Genomic DNA, 16,534 nt, shown 5'->3' with positions numbered 1-16,534 from the left:
CGCAGGCTGCGCAGCGTGGGGGCCCTTTTAATCTTCGCGACCCGCGCGCTGGATCAGTTCGATCTTGTAGCCGTCGGGGTCTTCGACGAAGGCGATCACGGTGGTGCCGTGCTTCATCGGGCCGGCTTCGCGCACGACCAGGCCGCCGCGCGATTTGATGGTGGCGCAGGTGTCGTAGGCGTCCTCGACCTCGATGGCGATGTGCCCGTAGCCGGTGCCGATCTCGTAGCGGTCGGTGTCCCAGTTATGGGTCAGCTCGATGGCGGCGCCGTCGGCCTCGTCCTGATAGCCGACGAAGGCCAGGGTGAAACGGCCTTCCGGGTAATCCTTGCGGCGCAGCAGCCGCATGCCCAGGGTCTCCGTGTAGAACATCAGGGAACGGTCCAGGTTGCCGACGCGCAGCATGGTGTGCAGTAATCTCATGGCGAAATCCTATCGAAAAGCAGTGTGCCTGCGCTCATCTTAGCGCACGACGTAGACTGCGCATTCGGCCTTTTGCATGACTTTGCGGCTGATCGACCCCAGGTCCAGGCTTTGCAGGTCGCCCAGGCCCCGGGCGCCCACGGCGATCATGCTGGCATCGGCGGCTGCTGCGAGGATGACGTGGTCGGCCTCGCCTTCGCTGAGGTGCAGTTCCGTCTTGAGATCCGGATGGCGTTGGCGGACCGCATCGGTCGCTTGTTGCGCGACCCGCTGCGCCCGTTGTTCGAGTTCTGCGATGATTTTGTCGTAGAGCAGTGCAATCTCTGCATCGGTGTAGCCCCGCCGGGAGCCGTCCTCGTTGGGCAAGGTACGCTGTGAAATCACCAGCGCCCAGCGCGTCTGGCTTGGGCGTTGCCAGGCGACGACAATCCGCAGGAACGAGCCGGTATCCGCAGCCAGTCTGGCGGCCTCCAGTAAGGCGCGGGTGCCGTTTTCAGAGCCGTCGGCGCCCACGACCACAGGGTGCGTCGCGCAGGGCAGGGGGCGCGGCGATTGGCGCACGATGGCGACCGGGCAGGCCGCGTGGTGGGTCGCCTTGAAGGCGACCGAGCCCAGCAAGGTGTCGGGCCGGGCGCCCAGGGCACGGTGGCCGACGACCAGCAGAGCGCCTTGGCGCGAGGCATTGACCAGGGCGCCGGCGGCGCTGCCGGGCTGTCCTTCGGACGTGATTCCGATCCCGGCGGCAAAGGTTTTGGCCAGGTCCGCGCCTGCCTGGGCCTGTTGTCGCGCCTGACGCAGATACATGTCCTGGATGTCGGTGTGCGCCAGTTCGATGCTGGACGGATCAAGGTCGGCGGCGGAAATGACTCGCAAGCCACAACCCCGCTGTTGCGCGACGCGGGCAGCCCATTCCAGCGCGAACGTGCTTTCCTGTGAGGCGTCGTAACCCACGATCACTGGAAGGTTCGTGTGGTTTTCATTCATGTCGTTACCTGTCTGAGATGAGTCGGTAAGAGGCCTGTCAAAGCAGGTCGGTTCAAGCGCAGCAGCACCTTAACCGACATTCTGGATAGCGTAAACCGGTGTGATGACGCCGGCCTCAGATCAACGGCAGCGTGTCCGGGGGCTGGCGGCGCAGCGTGTCGCGCGCCGTCCAGAAGTCCGGGCACAGGCGTTCGACCTCGCGCCAGAACGCCGGGCTGTGGTTCATTTCTTTCAGATGCGCGACTTCATGGGCCACCACGTAGTCGATCAGGGCCGGGGCGAAATGGATCAGGCGCCAGTTCAGGCGGATGCGCCGCTGGCTGGTGCACGAACCCCAGCGGCCCTGGGCGGAGGACAGTCCCCAGCCGGCGATGGATTGACCCGCCTGATCCAGGCAACGCTGCAGCCGACCCTCGAAATCGATCCGTGCGCGCGCCTGCAGCCAGGCCTGGGCGCGTTCCTGGATGCGGCCGGTGTCGGCCGTGTCGGGCAGGGGCAGAAACAGGCGGTCGCCTGTCGCCGGCGCGGCGGGATCGCCCTCGTAGCGGGCCGACCGGGCGCCGTCCAGTTGCAGTTCGATGGCGACGCCCAGATAGGGGATGCGGCCGCCCGCGCGCCATTGGCCGGCCTGCAAGGCCAGCAGCTCCAGCCGCCGGTCGCGGTCCCGGAGTTTTTCCCGTATCCAGGCGGCCTTGTGCCGGATGGCGTCCTCGATCTGCGCGCGCGTCGCCCAGGCAGGGGCCTGGATCATCAGGCCGGTGTCGCGGATGTGCAGCCCGATGGTCTTGCGGCGCGCCCGGCGCAGCACGTAATCCAGCATGCCGTCGTCCAGCGCCAGGGTCCGCCGGCGAGCGCCCGGGGGCAGGTCGGCCGGCGGGATGGGCGGTAGCCGAGGATCGGCTGGCCCGTCACTGGCGCGCAAGCCGGCGCTGAACAGGTCCAGTTGCCTGGGGTCAGCGGTTCGCATAGCGCTCGGGATTGAGGCGCCGCATCTCGGCCTCGATCCAGTCGCGCACGGCGTCGTTCAGGGAAGTCGGCGTGTGGCCGGCAGGATCGATGGCGGGGCCGAAGGACACGGTCACCAGGCCGGGTGTCTTCAGGAAGGCGTTGCGCGGCCAGCATTCGCCCGCGTTGTGGGCGACCGGGATCACCGGCACCCCGGTGTGGCAGGCCAGCAGCGCACCGCCTTGCTTGTAGCGGCCGATCTTGCCGGGCGCGACGCGGGTGCCTTCGGGAAACAGCACCGGCCAGCGGCCTTCGTCCAGGCGCTGGCTGCCGATCTTGACCACCTGGTCGAAGGATTCCTTGCCCTTGGTGCGGTCGATGGGGATCATGCTGAGCAGCGCCAGGCCCCAGCCGAAGAAGGGCACGCGATGCAGTTCTTTTTTGTAGACGAAGACCACGTCGCGCGGCAGCTTGACCGCGAAATACAGGGTTTCCCAGGCGGACTGGTGCTTGGACAGAATGATGGCCGGACCCGAGGCGGGCAGGTGCTCCCAGCCTTGGGCCTGGTAGCGCATGCCCAGGATCCAGCGGGCGCCCCACAGCGCCATGCGCGGCCAGCCCAGGGTCAGGCGATAGCGCCACGACAGGGGCAGGGGCGCCCACAGCACGCAGCACAGGGCGTAGGGGATCACCGTCACGACCAGGTAGGCCATGTAGAGTGCGGAGCGCAGGTGGGTCATGGTGCGGCCTTGAGCAGGGTATCGGCCACGGCGGCCAGATCGTCGCGGACCAGGGTGCCGGCAGGCAGCTCGCCGCTGGTGCCCGAGGTTTCCCAGGTTTTTTTGCCCTTGCCGGTCAGGACCAGCCAGGGGGCGCAGCGGGCGGCGGCGGCGGCGCGCAGGTCGCGCAGGCTGTCGCCCACCAGCGGGACGCCGTCCAGGCGCACGTCCAGGCGCTGGGCGATGTCGTGCAGCATGCCGGGCAGGGGCTTGCGGCAGGCGCAGGCGTCGTCCGGGCCGTGGGGGCAGCAGAAGATGGCGTCGATGCGCCCGCCCGCGTCGGCCACCACCTGGCGCATCCGGGCGTGGATCGCGCCCAGGGTTTCCATGGTGAACAGGCCCCGGGCGACGCCGGACTGGTTGGTGGCCACCACCACGCGCCAGCCGGCCTGGCTGAGCCGGCCGATGGCTTCCGGGCTGCCGGGGATCGGCACCCATTCGTCCGGCGACTTGATGAACGCGTCGCTGTCGTGGTTGATGACCCCGTCGCGGTCCAGGATGATGAGTTTCACCGGGCGAGCCTCGACAGGTCGGCCACCTGGTTCATCAGGCCGTGCAGGGAGCGCAGCAGGGCCAGGCGGTTGGCCCGCACGCGAGGATCTTCGGCCATGACCATGACGTCGGTGAAGAAGGCGTCGACGGCGGCGCGGGCCTGGGCCAGCGTGGCCAGGCTGGCGGTGAAGTCACCGGCCTGCAGCTGGGCGGTGGCCTGGGGTTCCAGGCGGGCGATGGTCTCGGCCAGTTGGCGCTCGGCCGGTTCGGCCAGCAGAGCCGGGTCGAAGTCCGGCTGCGCGTCGTCGGCCTTTTTCAGCAGATTGCTGACGCGCTTGTTGGCGGCGGCCAGGGATTCGGCCTCGGGCAGCGCGGCGAATCGTTCGCAGGCCTGGACGCGTGCCGCAACCTGATGCAGCGGCGGGCGCAGGGCCAGCACCGCGTCGATGGCCGAGCGCTCGTAGTGGGCCGCCAATTGATTGCGGCAGCGCTCGTAGACGAAGTCCAGCACGGCCTCGACCGTGCCCTCGGCGAGCTGGCCGGGCGCGAAGTTGGCCGCGGCCTGTTCCAGCAGGGCCGACAGGCGCGCCGGGGAGTCCTGGCTGGCCTGCAACTGGCCGCCGGCCGTGAGTTGTTCGTAGGCGCTGATCAGGCCCAGGGCCGCGCGGCGCAGGCCGTAGGGGTCGCGTTCGCCCGTGGGGGCCAGGCCGATGCCCCAGATCCCGATCAGGGTCTCGGCGCGTTCCGCCATGTACAGCACGGCGGACGTGAGCGTGGCATCGGTGACCGGCTCGTCCAGGCGGACGCGATATTGATCGCGCAGGGCGCGCGCGACGACGGGCGGTTCGCCGTCGTGGGCCGCGTAGTAGGCCCCCATGATGCCTTGCAGTTCGGGGAACTCGCCCACCATCTGGGTGCTCAGGTCGGCGTGCGCCAGCATGGCGGCGCGGGCGGCGGGCTCGAATGGTCCGCCCAGCAGCGGCGCCAGCCAGCGGGCCAGCTTGCGCACGCGCTCGGTGCGCTGCAACTGGGTGCCGAGCTTGTTGTGGTAGACGCTGTTGGCCAGTTCGGCCACCCGGTCGATCAGCGGCGTCTTCAGGTCGGTCTGGTAGAAGAACTGCGCGTCGGCCAGGCGCGGGCGCACCACGCGCTGATTGCCCTGGATGATGTGGGTCGGATCGGCGGGCTGCGAATTGCTGACGATCAGGAAGCGGTGGGTCAGCGCGCCCGTGGCCGGGTCGAACAGGGGGAAATATTTCTGGTTCAGCCGCATCGTCAGGATCAGGCATTCCGGCGGCACGGCCAGGAATTCTTCCTCGAAGGCGCCGACGTAGACCGTCGGGTATTCGACCAGGGCGGTGACTTCGTCCAGCAGGGCCTCGACCTCCGGCTCCTGGCCGATGGTCGCGCCCAGGGCGGCAGAAGATTCCGCCAACTGGCTGGCGATCAGCGCGCGCCGCTCGGCAAAGGACGGCACCACACGGCCCTCGCCGGACAGGCGCTCGGCCCAGGTCTCGGCGGAGCCGATGGACAGCGGGCCGCTGCTCTGGAAGCGGTGGCCCAGGGTGAGCCGGTCGGCTTCCAGGCCCAGCGTGCGCACCGGCACGATGTCCGCGCCCCACAGGGCCAGCAGGCGCTGGGCCGGGCGCACGAACTTGACGTTGGTGCGGCCGTCGGCCAACTGGTATTGCATGACCTTGGGGATGGGCAGGTGGGTGACGGCGTAGTCCAGGGCCTGCTGCAGGCCGTCGGCCAGCCGCGCGCCGGGGGCGGTGCCCTCGGCGTAGAGCACGTCCTGCTTGCCGTCGTGCCGGCGGCTGAGATCGGCAGCGCCCAGGTGCCCCAGGCCTTTGGCCTGGAGCTTTTTCAGCAGCGCGGGGGTGGGCTCACCCGCTTCGTTCAGGCCGATGGCCGCAGGCATGAGCTTTTCGGCGTAGGCCTGGTCGGGAGCCTGGCCCAGGACGGCGTCCAGCCGCACGGCCAGGCGCCGGGGCGTGGCGTAGGCGGCGGCGCCGGGGCCGGCCAGCAGGCCGAGCGTGTCCAGCGTCTTGCGGATGCCTTCGGCAAAGGCCTGGCCCAGGGCGTCCAGCGCCTTGGGAGGGAGTTCTTCGGTGACCAGCTCGACGATCAGCGGGCGCGCGTTCGGGTTCGTGCTCATTTACGCGACCTCCCGCAGCATGGGGAAGCCCAGGCGTTCGCGCGCATCGTAGTAGGCCTGCGCCACGGCACGGGACAGGGCGCGGATGCGGCCAATGTAGGTGGCGCGTTCGGTGACGCTGATGGCGCCGCGCGCGTCCAGCAGGTTGAAGGTGTGGGCGGCCTTCAGCGTCGCCTCGTAGGCGGGCAGGGCGAGCGGGACTTCGATCAGGCGTTTGGCCTCGGCCTCGTAGTCGTTGAAGTGGGCGAACAGCATGGCGGTGGAGGCAATCTCGAAGTTGTAGGTGGACTGTTCGACCTCGTTCTGGTGGAACACGTCGCGGTAGTACACGGGCGCGCCGTCGGGCCCCTGGGTCCAGACCAGGTCATAGACCGATTCCACCCCCTGCAGGTACATGGCCAGGCGTTCCAGGCCGTAGGTGATTTCACCCATGGTCGGATCGCAGTCCAGCCCGCCCACCTGCTGGAAGTAGGTGAACTGGGTGACTTCCATGCCGTTCAGCCAGACTTCCCAACCCAGGCCCCAGGCGCCCAGGGTGGGGTTTTCCCAGTCGTCCTCGACGAAGCGGATGTCGTGCTGCTGCGGATCGATGCCCAGCGCGCGCAGGGAACCGATGTACAGGTCCAGGATGTCGAGCGGCGCGGGCTTGAGCACGACCTGGAACTGGTAATAATGCTGCAGCCGGTTGGGGTTTTCGCCATAGCGCCCGTCCTTGGGGCGGCGCGAGGGCTGCACGTAGGCGGCGCGCCAGGGTTCCGGGCCGATGGCGCGCAGAAACGTGGCGGTGTGAGAGGTGCCGGCCCCGACTTCCATATCGTAGGGTTGCAGCAGGGCGCACCCCTGGCGATCCCAATATTGCTGGAGCGATAAAATCAGTTGTTGGAATGTGAGCATGGCGTGGCGGGCCAGGCCCGCGATGGTTTGTGTCGTCCGGCGGACACGGCTTGGGCCGCATCCGGAACGGCCATTTTATCCACTTCTCTTTTTTCGGAGAAAACATGAGTGATTGCCTTGACGTGCAGCGCCTGGACGGGGTGCTGGTGATGCAACTCAACCGGCCCCAGGCGCGTAACGCCATCAACCTGGAAACCGCCCAGGCTTTGGCCGCCGCCATGGACGCCCTGGACAGCGATCCGGACCTGCGTCTGGGCGTGCTGACCGGGTCCGGGGGAAATTTCTGTTCCGGCATGGACCTGAAGGCCTTTGCCGCGACCGGCCAGCGCCCTTACGTGGGCAAGCGCGGTTTCGCTGGTCTGTGCGAACAGCCGCCCGCCAAGCCGCTGATCGCCGCCGTCGAGGGCTATGCCCTGGCCGGCGGGTGCGAACTGGTGCTGGCCTGCGACCTGGTCGTGGCCGCGCGCGACGCCCGCTTCGGCCTGCCTGAAGTCCGGCGCGGCCTGGTGCCGGGGTCGGGCGGCATGTTGCGCCTGCCCTCGCGCATTCCCTACCATGTGGCCATGGAAGCCGTGCTGACGGGCGAGGCATTCAGCGCCGAGCGCCTGCACCAGCTGGGCCTGGTCAACCGCCTGTCCGAGCCCGGCGCGGCGCTGGACGAGGCCCTGGCGATGGCGCGGACCATCGCCGCCAACGGCCCGCTGGCGGTGCGCACGGCCAAGTCCGTCATCGCGCAATCGCGCAACTGGCGCCCGGAAGAAATGTTCGAGCGCCAGCGGCCCCTGGTCGCCCATATCTTCACCTCGGAAGACGCGCGCGAAGGCGCAACCGCATTTGCCGAGAAACGCCCCCCGGTCTGGAAAGGAAAATGATGACCACGATTACCGAACACGACCTGATCCAGTCGATCGAGGACGCTGTCCAATTCATCAGCATCTATCACCCGCTGGATTACATCCAGCATCTGGCGCGCGCCTACGAACTGGAAGAAAGCCCGGCGGCGCGCGACGCCATCGCCCAGATCCTGACCAATTCGCGCCTGTGCGCCGAAGGCCACCGCCCGATCTGCCAGGACACGGGCATCGTCAACGTCTTCCTGAAGATCGGCATGGACGTGCGCTTCGACACGCGCCGCAGCCTGCAGGAACTGTGTGACGAGGGCGTGCGCCGGGGCTACACCAATCCCGACAATCCGCTGCGCGCCTCGGTGCTGGACGATCCTTTGTTCACGCGCCGCAATACGCGCGACAACACGCCCTGTGTGCTGCAGGTCGAGCTGGTCCCCGGGGACACGGTGGACGTGCAGGTCGCGGCCAAGGGCGGCGGCTCGGAAAACAAGACCAAGTTCGCCATGCTCAACCCCAGCGAGTCGCTGGTGGACTGGGTGCTCAAGACCGTGCCGCTGATGGGCGCGGGCTGGTGCCCGCCGGGCATGCTGGGGATCGGCGTGGGCGGCACGGCCGAAAAGGCCATGCTCATGGCCAAGCAGTCCCTGATGCAGGACATCGATATGTATGAGCTGCTGCAGCGCGGCCCGCAGAACAAGCTCGAAGAACTGCGCATCGACCTGTACCAGAAGGTCAACGCGCTGGGCATCGGCGCCCAGGGCCTGGGCGGGCTGACCACGGTGCTGGACGTCAAGATCCTCACCTGTCCGACGCACGCGGCCTCCAAGCCGGTCGCCATGATCCCGAACTGCGCCGCCACGCGCCACGTGCATTTCACACTGGACGGCAACGGCCCGGCCGCGCTGCAGCCGCCCGCCTTGTCCGAATGGCCGGAAGTCCACTGGAAGCCCGATTACAAGGCCTCGCGCCAGGTGAACCTGGACACGTTGACCCGCGAGCAAGTCGCTTCCTGGAAACCGGGCGAGCGCCTGCTGCTGTCGGGGCGCATCCTGACCGGGCGTGACGCGGCCCACAAGCGCATCCAGGACATGCTGGCCCGCGACGAATCCCTGCCGGTGGATTTCCGTGGGCGCGTCATCTACTACGTCGGCCCGGTCGATCCGGTGCGCGACGAGGTCGTCGGTCCGGCAGGCCCCACCACTTCGACGCGGATGGATGCGTTTACCGATATGATGTTGGGACAGACGGGTCTGCTGGCCATGATCGGCAAGGCCGAGCGCGGTCCTGCGGCCATCGAGGCCATCCGTCAACATGGCTCGGCCTACCTGATGGCCGTGGGCGGCTCCGCCTACCTGGTGTCCAAGGCCATCCGCTCCGCGCGGGTGCTGGGCTTCGAGGACCTGGGCATGGAGGCCATCTACGAGTTCGAGGTGCGCGACATGCCGGTGACGGTGGCGGTCGACGCCCAGGGCACCTCGGTCCACCAGACCGGGCCGCGCGAATGGCGTGAACGCATCGCCGCGCGCATCGTGCCGGTGCAGGCCTGAACGGCAAATAAAGCAGAAAGGGGATTGCCATGCGTGATACATCGATGCGATCGGCGCTGTTCGTACCGGCCAGCCGGCCGGAGCGCATACCCAAGGCGGTCGCCAGCGGCGCGGACGTCGTGATCGTCGATCTGGAGGACTCCGTCGCGCCCGAGGCCAAGGCTGCTGCGCGCGACGCGCTGGCGCGACACGCGGCCGCGCATCCCGGGGATCGCCTGTGGGTGCGCATCAACGATGGCACCACCTCCTGGTTCGAGGACGACCTGGCCTTGTGCCGGTCGCTGTCCTCGGTGACCGGCATCGTCCTGCCCAAGGCGCAGACGGCGGAACACGTCTACATCGTCTCGGGGGCGGGCAAGCCCCTGATGCCGGTGATCGAGTCCGCCGCCGGCCTGCGGGCGCTGGACCGCATCGCCGAGGCCCACGGCGTGGCGCGGCTGTCCTTTGGCAGCCTGGATCTGCTGGTCGAGATGGGGACGCGGCTGATGACGGACGCAGCCCGCTTCGTGCTCGGGCAGATCCGCTTCGACATCCTGAAGGCCAGCCGCATGCACGGGCTGGCCGCGCCCCTGGACTGCGTCCATCCGGAATTCACCGATCTGGCTGCGCTGGAGGCGGACTGCCTGATGGCGCGTGACATGGGGTTTGGCGGGATGATGTGCATCCACCCCGCGCAGGTCCCCGTGGCGCATCGCGTCTACCAGCCGCTGGCCGAGGAAATCGACTGGGCGCGCCGGGTGGTGGACCATGCCGATTCGACCGGCGAATACGCCTTCCGCCTGGACGGCCGCATGGTCGATCTGCCCCTGATCGAACGGGCCCGGCGCATCCTGGAGCAGTCCGCATGAAGGCTTATCTGGACCTGGTCCAATCGATCTTTGACCAGGGCGCCTGGCAGGACAACCGCACCGGCGTGCGGACGCTCAGCCTGCCGGGCGCGTGCCTGCGCTTCGACCTGCGACAAGGCTTTCCCGCCGTCACCACCAAGCGTCTGGCCTTCAAGTCGGCCATGGGCGAACTGGTCGGTTTTCTGCGGGCGGCCGACAGCGCGGCGGATTTCCGCGCGCTGGGCTGCCGGGTCTGGGATCAGAATGCCAACGAAAACCGCGCCTGGCTGGACAGCCCCTGGCGCGACGGCCCCGACGATCTGGGGCCGGTCTATGGCGTTCAGTGGCGTCAGTGGCCGGCCTACAAGCTGCTGCCGGCCGATGCGGTCGCGCGCATCGAGGCCGCGCAGGGGCAGGGCTACCGCGTGGTCGGTCCGGTCCAGGACCAGGGGCAGCCGCATGTGCTGCTCTACAAGGCCGTGGACCAGTTGCGCGCCTGCCTGGACACGCTGATGCGCGATCCGGGCAGCCGGCGCATCCTGTTCCATGGCTGGAACTGGGCCCAGCTCGAAGAAATGGCGCTGCCGCCCTGCCACCTGCTGTACCAGTTCCTGGCGAATCCGTCGACGCGCGAGCTGTCGCTGTGCCTGTACATCCGCAGCAATGACGTAGGTCTGGGCACGCCGTTCAATCTGGCCGAAGGCGCGGCCCTGACGCATCTGGTGGCGCGCCTGACGGGCTACGAGCCCCGCTGGTTCACGTATTTCATCGGCGATGCGCACATCTACGAAACCCATGTGGACATGCTGCGCGAACAACTGACGCGCGATCCGCTGCCGGCGCCCCGGCTGCGCCTGTCGGACCGCATCCCGGCCTACGCGGACACCGGCCGCTACGAACCGGAATGGCTGGAACGCCTGGAGCCGACGGATTTCGTGCTGGAGGATTACCGCCATCATGCGCCGCTGACGGCGCCGATGGCGGTGTAGCGGTCAGCCCTCGACGAGCTCGATCGAGTGCGTGATCTCGGCCGTCTTTTCCAGCATGGCGATGGCCGAGCAGTATTTCGTGTGCGACAGCTCCACCGCCCGTTCCACCGCGGCGGCGGGCAGGTCGCGGCCCGTGATCCGGAAGGCGTAGTGGATCTTGGTGAAGACCTTGGGTTCGGTGTCGGCGCGTTCGGCCGTCAGGACCGCCTGGCAGCCCGTCACGGCATGGCGGCCGCGCTTCAGGATCAGCACCACGTCATAGGCCGCGCAGCCGCCGGCGCCGGCCAGCACGGTTTCCATCGGCCGGGCGGCCAGATTGCGGCCGCCGCCTTCGGGCGCGCCGTCCATGGCGATGACATGGCCGCTGCCGGTGCGGGTGATGAACAGCATGCCCTCGGGGCCTTGCCAGTCGATGGTGCATTCCATGGTGGATCTTTCCTGTGGAGGGCTGGGAAAATCGACGCCGCGTCGCCGGAGGGCGGGCGGGGCGACGGTGCGCTGGACGGGCACGATGCCCGTACCAGGATTAGGGTAATTCAGGCTTGTAAATCTCGCATAGATTTATCATAGATCAAATCTATGCCTACAATAGCGGGCTGCCGAGGCCCGTTTATCAGGCTTCGCGCGTTTCTTGTCATTCATCGGAAGTGCCGTGGATACCATCACCGTATTACTCCTGACCTTCATATTATCCGTCACCGGGCTGGGTGTTTTCATCTGGTCGCTCAGGCGGAACATGTTCGACGAAAACCCCGAAGCCGCTTCGGTGATCTTCTCGACCGGCGAAATCGGCCATGTCGAAGATCCCTCCGCCACCCCGGAACAGCGGGCCGGTCTGCAGCAGGTCGTCACGGACGGCGGCAAGGCCGTCGTGGACCCGTCCTTGGCCAGCGAGCTGAAGAAAGAGCTCGTCGACCGCCTGGAGGCCGACCAGTCGACCGCCTACGTCACCTTCACCTTTCTGTGCTGTGCCATCGTCTGGCTGGTGTTTGCCTCGACTTTCGGCCTGATCAGCTCGATCAAGCTGCACAATCCCGAATTCCTGACGGAATACGCCTGGCTGACCTTCGGGCGCACGCGCACGCTGCACCTGAACATGGTGGCCTATGGCTGGTGTCCGATGGCGGCCTTCGGCGTGGCGATCTGGATGCTGCCGCGCCTGCTGAAGACGCGCCTGTACGGCGGCCGCTTCGCGCTGCTGGGCTGCATGCTGTGGAACGCCGGCCTGATCGCCGGCCTGGGCAGCATCGCCGTGGGTATCAATGACGGCCTGGAATGGCTGGAAATCCCCTGGCAGATCAGCATCCTGCTGGTGCTGGGCGGCGCCCTGATCGCGTTGCCGCTGGTGTTCACCCTGCGCAACCGCAAGGTCGAGCATTTGTACGTGTCGATCTGGTACATGGGCGCGGCGTTGTTCTGGTTCCCGGTGCTGTACCTGGTGGGCAAGATGCCCGGCGTGCACTTCGGCGTCGAACAGGCCACGATGAACTGGTGGTTCGGCCACAACGTGCTGGGTCTGTACTACACCCCGATCGCCCTGGCTTCGGTGTACTACTTCCTGCCCAAGATCGTCGGCCGTCCGATCCAGTCCTACAACCTGTCGCTGATCGGTTTCTGGGCGCTGGCCTTCTTCTACGGCCAGGTCGGCGGCCACCACCTGGTGGGCGGCCCGGTGCCGCACTGGCTGATCACGCTGTCGATCGTCCAGTCCATGATGATGATCATCCCGGTGATGGCGTTCTCCGTGAACCAGCACCTGACGATGCGCGGCCACTTCAAGACCATGTACTACTCGCCCACGCTGCGCTTCATCGTGCTGGGCGCGATGATGTACACCGTCAGCTCCTTCGAGGGGTCTCTCGAGGCGTTGCGCAGCGTCAGCACGGTGGCGCACTTCACCCACTTTACGGTGGCCCACGCCCACCTGGGCCTGTACGCCTTCTTCTCCATCGTGATGTTCGGCGCCATCTATTTCGTGATGCCGCGCGTCATGTCCTGGGAATGGCCGCATCCGAAGCTCATCATCGTGCACTTCTGGCTGGTGACCCTGGGGATCGGCATCTATGTCGTCGGCCTGTCGATCGGCGGCTGGCTGCAGGGTCTGGCGATGCTGGACGCGGCCAAGCCCTTCATGGACTCGGTGCACGTCACGATGCCCTGGCTCGAAGCGCGCACGGTGGGCGGCGCCATGATGACCCTGGGTCACCTGGTGTTTGCCGTCCACTTCGTGCAGATGGCCCTGCGCTACGGCACGAGCCGCGTGGGTCCCGCGTTGTTGCACAAACGTAAATCACTGCCTGAGCGTCAGGCGATTGCAGGTGCCTGATCATGGAAAGCGAATACAAACTCCTTAGCGGCGCGATGGTGACGCTCGCGCTGGCCACCGCCACCCTGGTCGTGCTGCCTTACATGCAGCTCTCCGACGTGCAGCCTCCGGAAGGCCTGAAGCCCTATACGGAACAGCAGTTGCGCGGGCGCCAGGTCTACATCGAGATGGGGTGCGTCTACTGCCACTCGCAGCAGCCGCGCAGCCAGTCCCAGGCGCCTGACTTCCAGCGCGGCTGGGGCCGCGCCCCGGTCGCGGGCGACTACTACTACGATCATCCGCACCTGCTGGGCACCATGCGCACCGGGCCGGATCTGTTCAACATCGGCGCCCGCCAGCCCAGTGTGGACTGGAATCTGGGCCACCTGTACCAACCGCGCGCCTACACGCCGGGCAGCAATATGCCGTCCTTCCCCTTCATGTTCCGCTTGAAGGACAAGGCCGAGCCCGGGGACAAGGTCGTCAACCTGCCGCCCAGCTTCGCGCCGGCGGACGGCAAGGTCGTGGTCGCCACGCCCGAGGCCCTGGACCTGGTGGCCTACCTGATCGGCCTGGATCACACCTATCCGATCAAGCCGGGTGCGCTGTTGCCGGAACTGCCCCGGCAGGCCGGTGAAGAAGGAGCCAAGCAATGAGCAATCCCCGATTCAACCAGCAGCGCCGCGAACAGCCCGAGCCGCACGAGGGCAGCCGGCCGGTTCCCAAGCTCGTGCTGACGGTCATCGGCCTGCTGTTGCTGTGGGCGGTGTATCACCTGTACACCAGCTTCAGCCCGATGCCCGCGTCCCTGGGGGATGACCGCGTCGCGGCCGACTTCGCCGTTCCGGCGACGGCGGACGGCGGCCAGCTCTACACGGCCAACTGCGTGGCCTGTCACCAGGCCAGCGGCGCCGGGGTGCCGGGCGTGTTCCCGCCGCTGTCCAAGTCCGAGTGGGTGGATGCGGGCGATCCGGGCGTCATGATCCGTATCGTGCTGCATGGCATCCACGGCCCGCTCACGGTCGAGGGGGCGCAGTACAACGGCGAAATGCCGAGCTTCGCCAAGTTCTCCGACGAGGAGGTCGCCGCCCTGGTGACCCACGTGCGCACCAGCTTCGGCAACAGCGCTTCGGCCACGGATGCCAAGACGGTCGCCCAGGTCCGCGAGGAAACCAAGGACCAGCAGACCCCCTGGAAGGGCGACGAGGACCTGCGCCCCTTGCTGGGCAAATAGCCTGGATCGGGTGCCGGCGTGCGCTGGATTCTTGCGCTGACGCTGGCCCTGGCGGCCGGCATCGGATCGCTGTACGGCCTGACGGACGGCTTTGCCGTCCTGACGGCCGAGGATGCGCGCCGCCAGGACGTGGCGCGGCAGCCCCGGGCGATTCCCGCCATCGAGGCGTTGGCCGAAGACGGCCGGGTCCTGGATCTGGACCAGGACCTGCGCCGCGACGGGCGCGTCGCCATCATCAATTTCTTCTACACCCGCTGTCTGTCGCTGTGCCTGGCCCAGGGTTCCCTGACGGAACGCCTGCAGCAGGCCATCGAGGCGCGCGGACTGCAGGATCGCATCCGGCTGATCAGCATCAGCTTCGATGCCCGCGACCGGGCGCCGGACCTGGCCCGCTACGCGGCGCGCATGGGCGCCGAGCCCGGCGTCTGGCAATTCCTGTCCTTCACCCAAGCCGCGCAGCGTGACGCCGCGCTGGCCCTGTTCGGCATCACGGTCGTGCCGGCGCCGCTGGGCGAATTCGAACACAACGCCGCTTTCCACGTGGTGACGCCCGACGGCCGCCTGGCGCGCATTCTGGACCTGGACGACCCGGGCCTGGCGCTATCGGCTGCGGAGTCGCTGGCCGAGCCGTCCGGGAAGGAGCGTCATGGCTAGGCTCTGGTGGGCTGCGGCCCTGATCTGCCTGGGGATCGCGGCAGGGCTGCGCGCCCCGCTGACGGCGCTGATGAGCCTGCACATGCTGGTCCAGATCCCCTTGCTGGTGCTGGCGGGGCTCTTTGCCGAGCAGGCCTGGCGTGCCGGGGCGCGTCCGCCCGCCGTGCCGGTCGAGGCGCAGGCGGGGCGGCGTGCGGGCTGGTCCTATAATGAATACGGCGTTCCCGGCCTGCTGCTGGTCAGCCTGGTCGGTGCGGGCTGGATGATTCCCAAGGCGCTGGACGACGCCCTGACCGACTGGCGCGTGGCGGCGTTCAAATACCTGGGCTTGCCGCTGTGCGGCTGGGTGCTGCGGGCGTCTTTGCGCTGCTCCAACGTGGTCATCAAGCTCTTCTTCCTGGGCAATTTCTGCTGGATGAGCGCGATCGTGGGCATGGTCTATCTGGATCAGCCCATCCGTCTGTGCAACGCCTACCTCCAGGATGACCAGGACTGGGCCGGCCGGGGCCTGATCGCCCTGGCCATCGTCCTGCCGTCGTGCTGGCTGCTGGCCGAACTCAAGCCGGTCTGGCGCTTTCTCAATCGTTGAAAAGGATTTCTCATGGAACAGGTCATGCATGCAGCGGGGCACGCGGGGTCGGCGGACGGATCGGGCGCCCGTGGCGCGGCGCCGGCCTGGCGCCGTCGGACCGGCCGGCTGGATGCGATCCTGGCCGAGGCCGGCCGCGCCTTGCGTGTCCTGGACGGCACGGTCTCCCACGCACGAGGCAACCCCGCCGGGCCCGCGGCTGCCGACGATCCCGTGCTGTCCGACGCCGAGTCCCGCCATGCCGCCGGCCTGATGCGGGTCAACCACGTGGGTGAAATCTGCGCCCAGGCCCTGTACCGGGGCCAGGCGCTGCTGTGCCGGGACGAGGGCATACGCCGTGTCCTGCTGCAGGCCGCCGAAGAAGAAGTCGATCACCTGGCCTGGTGCCGCCAGCGCCTGGACGAACTGCATAGCCGCCCGAGCCTGCTCAATCCTTTGTGGTACGCCGGATCCTTCGGCCTCGGGCTGGCGGCCAGCCGCGCCGGGATTCCCTACAACCTGGGTTTCATGGCCGAAACGGAGCGCCAGGTCGAGGAACACCTGGACGGCCACCTGAGCGCCTTGCCGGATCAGGACCGGCGCTCGCGGCGGATCGTGACGCAGATGCGTGACGACGAGATCGGTCACCGGACCACGGCCGAGGACCACGGCGCGGCGCCGCTGCCTGCCCCGGTGCGGGGCGCCATGCGCCTGATGTCCAAGCTCATGACCACCACGGCCTACCGGATTTAGGTGGATCATCCTAGGGACTTACCCTTGTTTGTGATCTAAAAACGACAAAACGCTCGGTATTGTCTATTGACAACAAATTGATCTTGCATCGCAGCAAGTTTTGCCTATATACTTTGCTTATCGGATGTCGAAAC

Annotated in this window: 18 protein-coding genes; 10 read left to right on the top strand and 8 right to left on the bottom strand. The window is 67.6% G+C overall.

The annotated features are described in order from the left end of the window. Positions 1-27 precede the first annotated feature (27 nt). From gloA to glyQ, 7 genes are all read right to left on the bottom strand, one after another. Positions 28-423: a lactoylglutathione lyase gene (gloA, locus tag ACFO0J_RS04935; RefSeq protein ID WP_376811931.1), complete on the bottom strand. Its 396-nt coding sequence runs from the start codon at positions 421-423 to the stop codon at positions 28-30. 39 nt (positions 424-462) lie between these two features. After that, the gene (locus ACFO0J_RS04930) at positions 463-1,407 is read right to left on the bottom strand and encodes a universal stress protein (protein ID WP_376811930.1); all 945 of its coding nucleotides are present in this window, start codon (positions 1,405-1,407) and stop codon (positions 463-465) included. A 115-nt stretch (positions 1,408-1,522) separates the two neighbouring features. Then, the gene (locus ACFO0J_RS04925) at positions 1,523-2,374 is read right to left on the bottom strand and encodes a M48 family metallopeptidase (RefSeq protein WP_376811929.1); all 852 of its coding nucleotides are present in this window, start codon (positions 2,372-2,374) and stop codon (positions 1,523-1,525) included. After that, positions 2,361-3,092 (bottom strand): lysophospholipid acyltransferase family protein, encoded by a 732-nt coding sequence (locus tag ACFO0J_RS04920; protein ID WP_376811928.1) that lies wholly within the window; start codon positions 3,090-3,092, stop codon positions 2,361-2,363. The genes ACFO0J_RS04925 and ACFO0J_RS04920 overlap by 14 nt, the downstream gene beginning before the upstream one ends. Beyond that, entirely contained in the window at positions 3,089-3,643 is a 555-nt protein-coding gene (gene gmhB, locus ACFO0J_RS04915; RefSeq protein ID WP_376811927.1) for a D-glycero-beta-D-manno-heptose 1,7-bisphosphate 7-phosphatase, read from the bottom strand. Before gmhB ends, ACFO0J_RS04920 begins: the two co-directional genes overlap by 4 nt. Continuing rightward, positions 3,640-5,781: a glycine--tRNA ligase subunit beta gene (glyS, locus tag ACFO0J_RS04910; protein WP_376811926.1), complete on the bottom strand. Its 2,142-nt coding sequence runs from the start codon at positions 5,779-5,781 to the stop codon at positions 3,640-3,642. Before glyS ends, gmhB begins: the two co-directional genes overlap by 4 nt. Further along, positions 5,782-6,675 carry a glycine--tRNA ligase subunit alpha gene (gene glyQ / locus ACFO0J_RS04905; protein ID WP_376811925.1) on the bottom strand — a complete coding sequence of 298 codons (894 nt, stop codon included), beginning with the start codon at positions 6,673-6,675 and terminating at the stop codon, positions 5,782-5,784. A 104-nt stretch (positions 6,676-6,779) separates the two neighbouring features. On the opposite strand from glyQ, the gene ACFO0J_RS04900 reads away from it, so the two are divergent. Genes ACFO0J_RS04900 through ACFO0J_RS04885 form a run of 4 tightly spaced genes read left to right on the top strand, consistent with a single transcriptional unit; the run spans position 6,780 to position 10,886 of the window. Next, the gene (locus ACFO0J_RS04900) at positions 6,780-7,547 is read left to right on the top strand and encodes a crotonase/enoyl-CoA hydratase family protein (RefSeq protein ID WP_376811924.1); all 768 of its coding nucleotides are present in this window, start codon (positions 6,780-6,782) and stop codon (positions 7,545-7,547) included. Further along, positions 7,544-9,070, top strand: a complete 1,527-nt coding sequence (locus ACFO0J_RS04895; RefSeq protein WP_376811923.1) for a fumarate hydratase — start codon at positions 7,544-7,546, stop codon at positions 9,068-9,070. Before ACFO0J_RS04900 ends, ACFO0J_RS04895 begins: the two co-directional genes overlap by 4 nt. A gap of 29 nt (positions 9,071-9,099) precedes the next feature. Beyond that, entirely contained in the window at positions 9,100-9,918 is an 819-nt protein-coding gene (locus ACFO0J_RS04890; RefSeq protein WP_376811922.1) for an HpcH/HpaI aldolase/citrate lyase family protein, read from the top strand. Then, entirely contained in the window at positions 9,915-10,886 is a 972-nt protein-coding gene (locus ACFO0J_RS04885) for a thymidylate synthase (RefSeq protein ID WP_376811921.1), read from the top strand. The genes ACFO0J_RS04890 and ACFO0J_RS04885 overlap by 4 nt, the downstream gene beginning before the upstream one ends. 3 nt (positions 10,887-10,889) lie before the next feature. Here ACFO0J_RS04885 and ACFO0J_RS04880 read toward each other — a convergent pair whose 3' ends face one another. After that, positions 10,890-11,312 (bottom strand): OsmC family protein, encoded by a 423-nt coding sequence (locus ACFO0J_RS04880; RefSeq protein WP_376811920.1) that lies wholly within the window; start codon positions 11,310-11,312, stop codon positions 10,890-10,892. A gap of 226 nt (positions 11,313-11,538) precedes the next feature. Between ACFO0J_RS04880 and ACFO0J_RS04875 the strand changes: the two genes are divergently transcribed. From ACFO0J_RS04875 to coq7, 6 genes are read left to right on the top strand one after another with little or no spacing between them, the layout of a single operon-like run. Further along, positions 11,539-13,212 carry a cbb3-type cytochrome c oxidase subunit I gene (locus ACFO0J_RS04875; protein ID WP_376811919.1) on the top strand — a complete coding sequence of 558 codons (1,674 nt, stop codon included), beginning with the start codon at positions 11,539-11,541 and terminating at the stop codon, positions 13,210-13,212. Positions 13,213-13,214: 2 nt separating this feature from the next. Continuing rightward, positions 13,215-13,847, top strand: coding sequence for a cbb3-type cytochrome c oxidase subunit II (locus ACFO0J_RS04870; protein ID WP_376811918.1), 633 nt, complete (start codon positions 13,215-13,217; stop codon positions 13,845-13,847). Then, positions 13,844-14,425: a c-type cytochrome gene (locus ACFO0J_RS04865; RefSeq protein WP_376811917.1), complete on the top strand. Its 582-nt coding sequence runs from the start codon at positions 13,844-13,846 to the stop codon at positions 14,423-14,425. Before ACFO0J_RS04870 ends, ACFO0J_RS04865 begins: the two co-directional genes overlap by 4 nt. A gap of 18 nt (positions 14,426-14,443) precedes the next feature. Further along, on the top strand, positions 14,444-15,079 hold the full coding sequence (locus ACFO0J_RS04860; RefSeq protein WP_376811916.1) for an SCO family protein: 636 nt from the start codon (positions 14,444-14,446) through the stop codon (positions 15,077-15,079). Next, positions 15,072-15,668, top strand: coding sequence for a hypothetical protein (locus ACFO0J_RS04855; RefSeq protein ID WP_376811915.1), 597 nt, complete (start codon positions 15,072-15,074; stop codon positions 15,666-15,668). Before ACFO0J_RS04860 ends, ACFO0J_RS04855 begins: the two co-directional genes overlap by 8 nt. Positions 15,669-15,692: 24 nt before the next feature. Then, positions 15,693-16,400, top strand: coding sequence for a 2-polyprenyl-3-methyl-6-methoxy-1,4-benzoquinone monooxygenase (gene coq7 / locus ACFO0J_RS04850; protein WP_376812005.1), 708 nt, complete (start codon positions 15,693-15,695; stop codon positions 16,398-16,400). Positions 16,401-16,534 lie beyond the last annotated feature (134 nt).

Source organism: Castellaniella hirudinis (assembly GCF_042651965.1).
GTDB lineage: Bacteria > Pseudomonadota > Gammaproteobacteria > Burkholderiales > Burkholderiaceae_B > Castellaniella > Castellaniella hirudinis.
The sequence above is the reverse complement of the archived record's forward strand: the minus strand, read 5'-3'. Positions and strand labels throughout refer to the sequence as shown.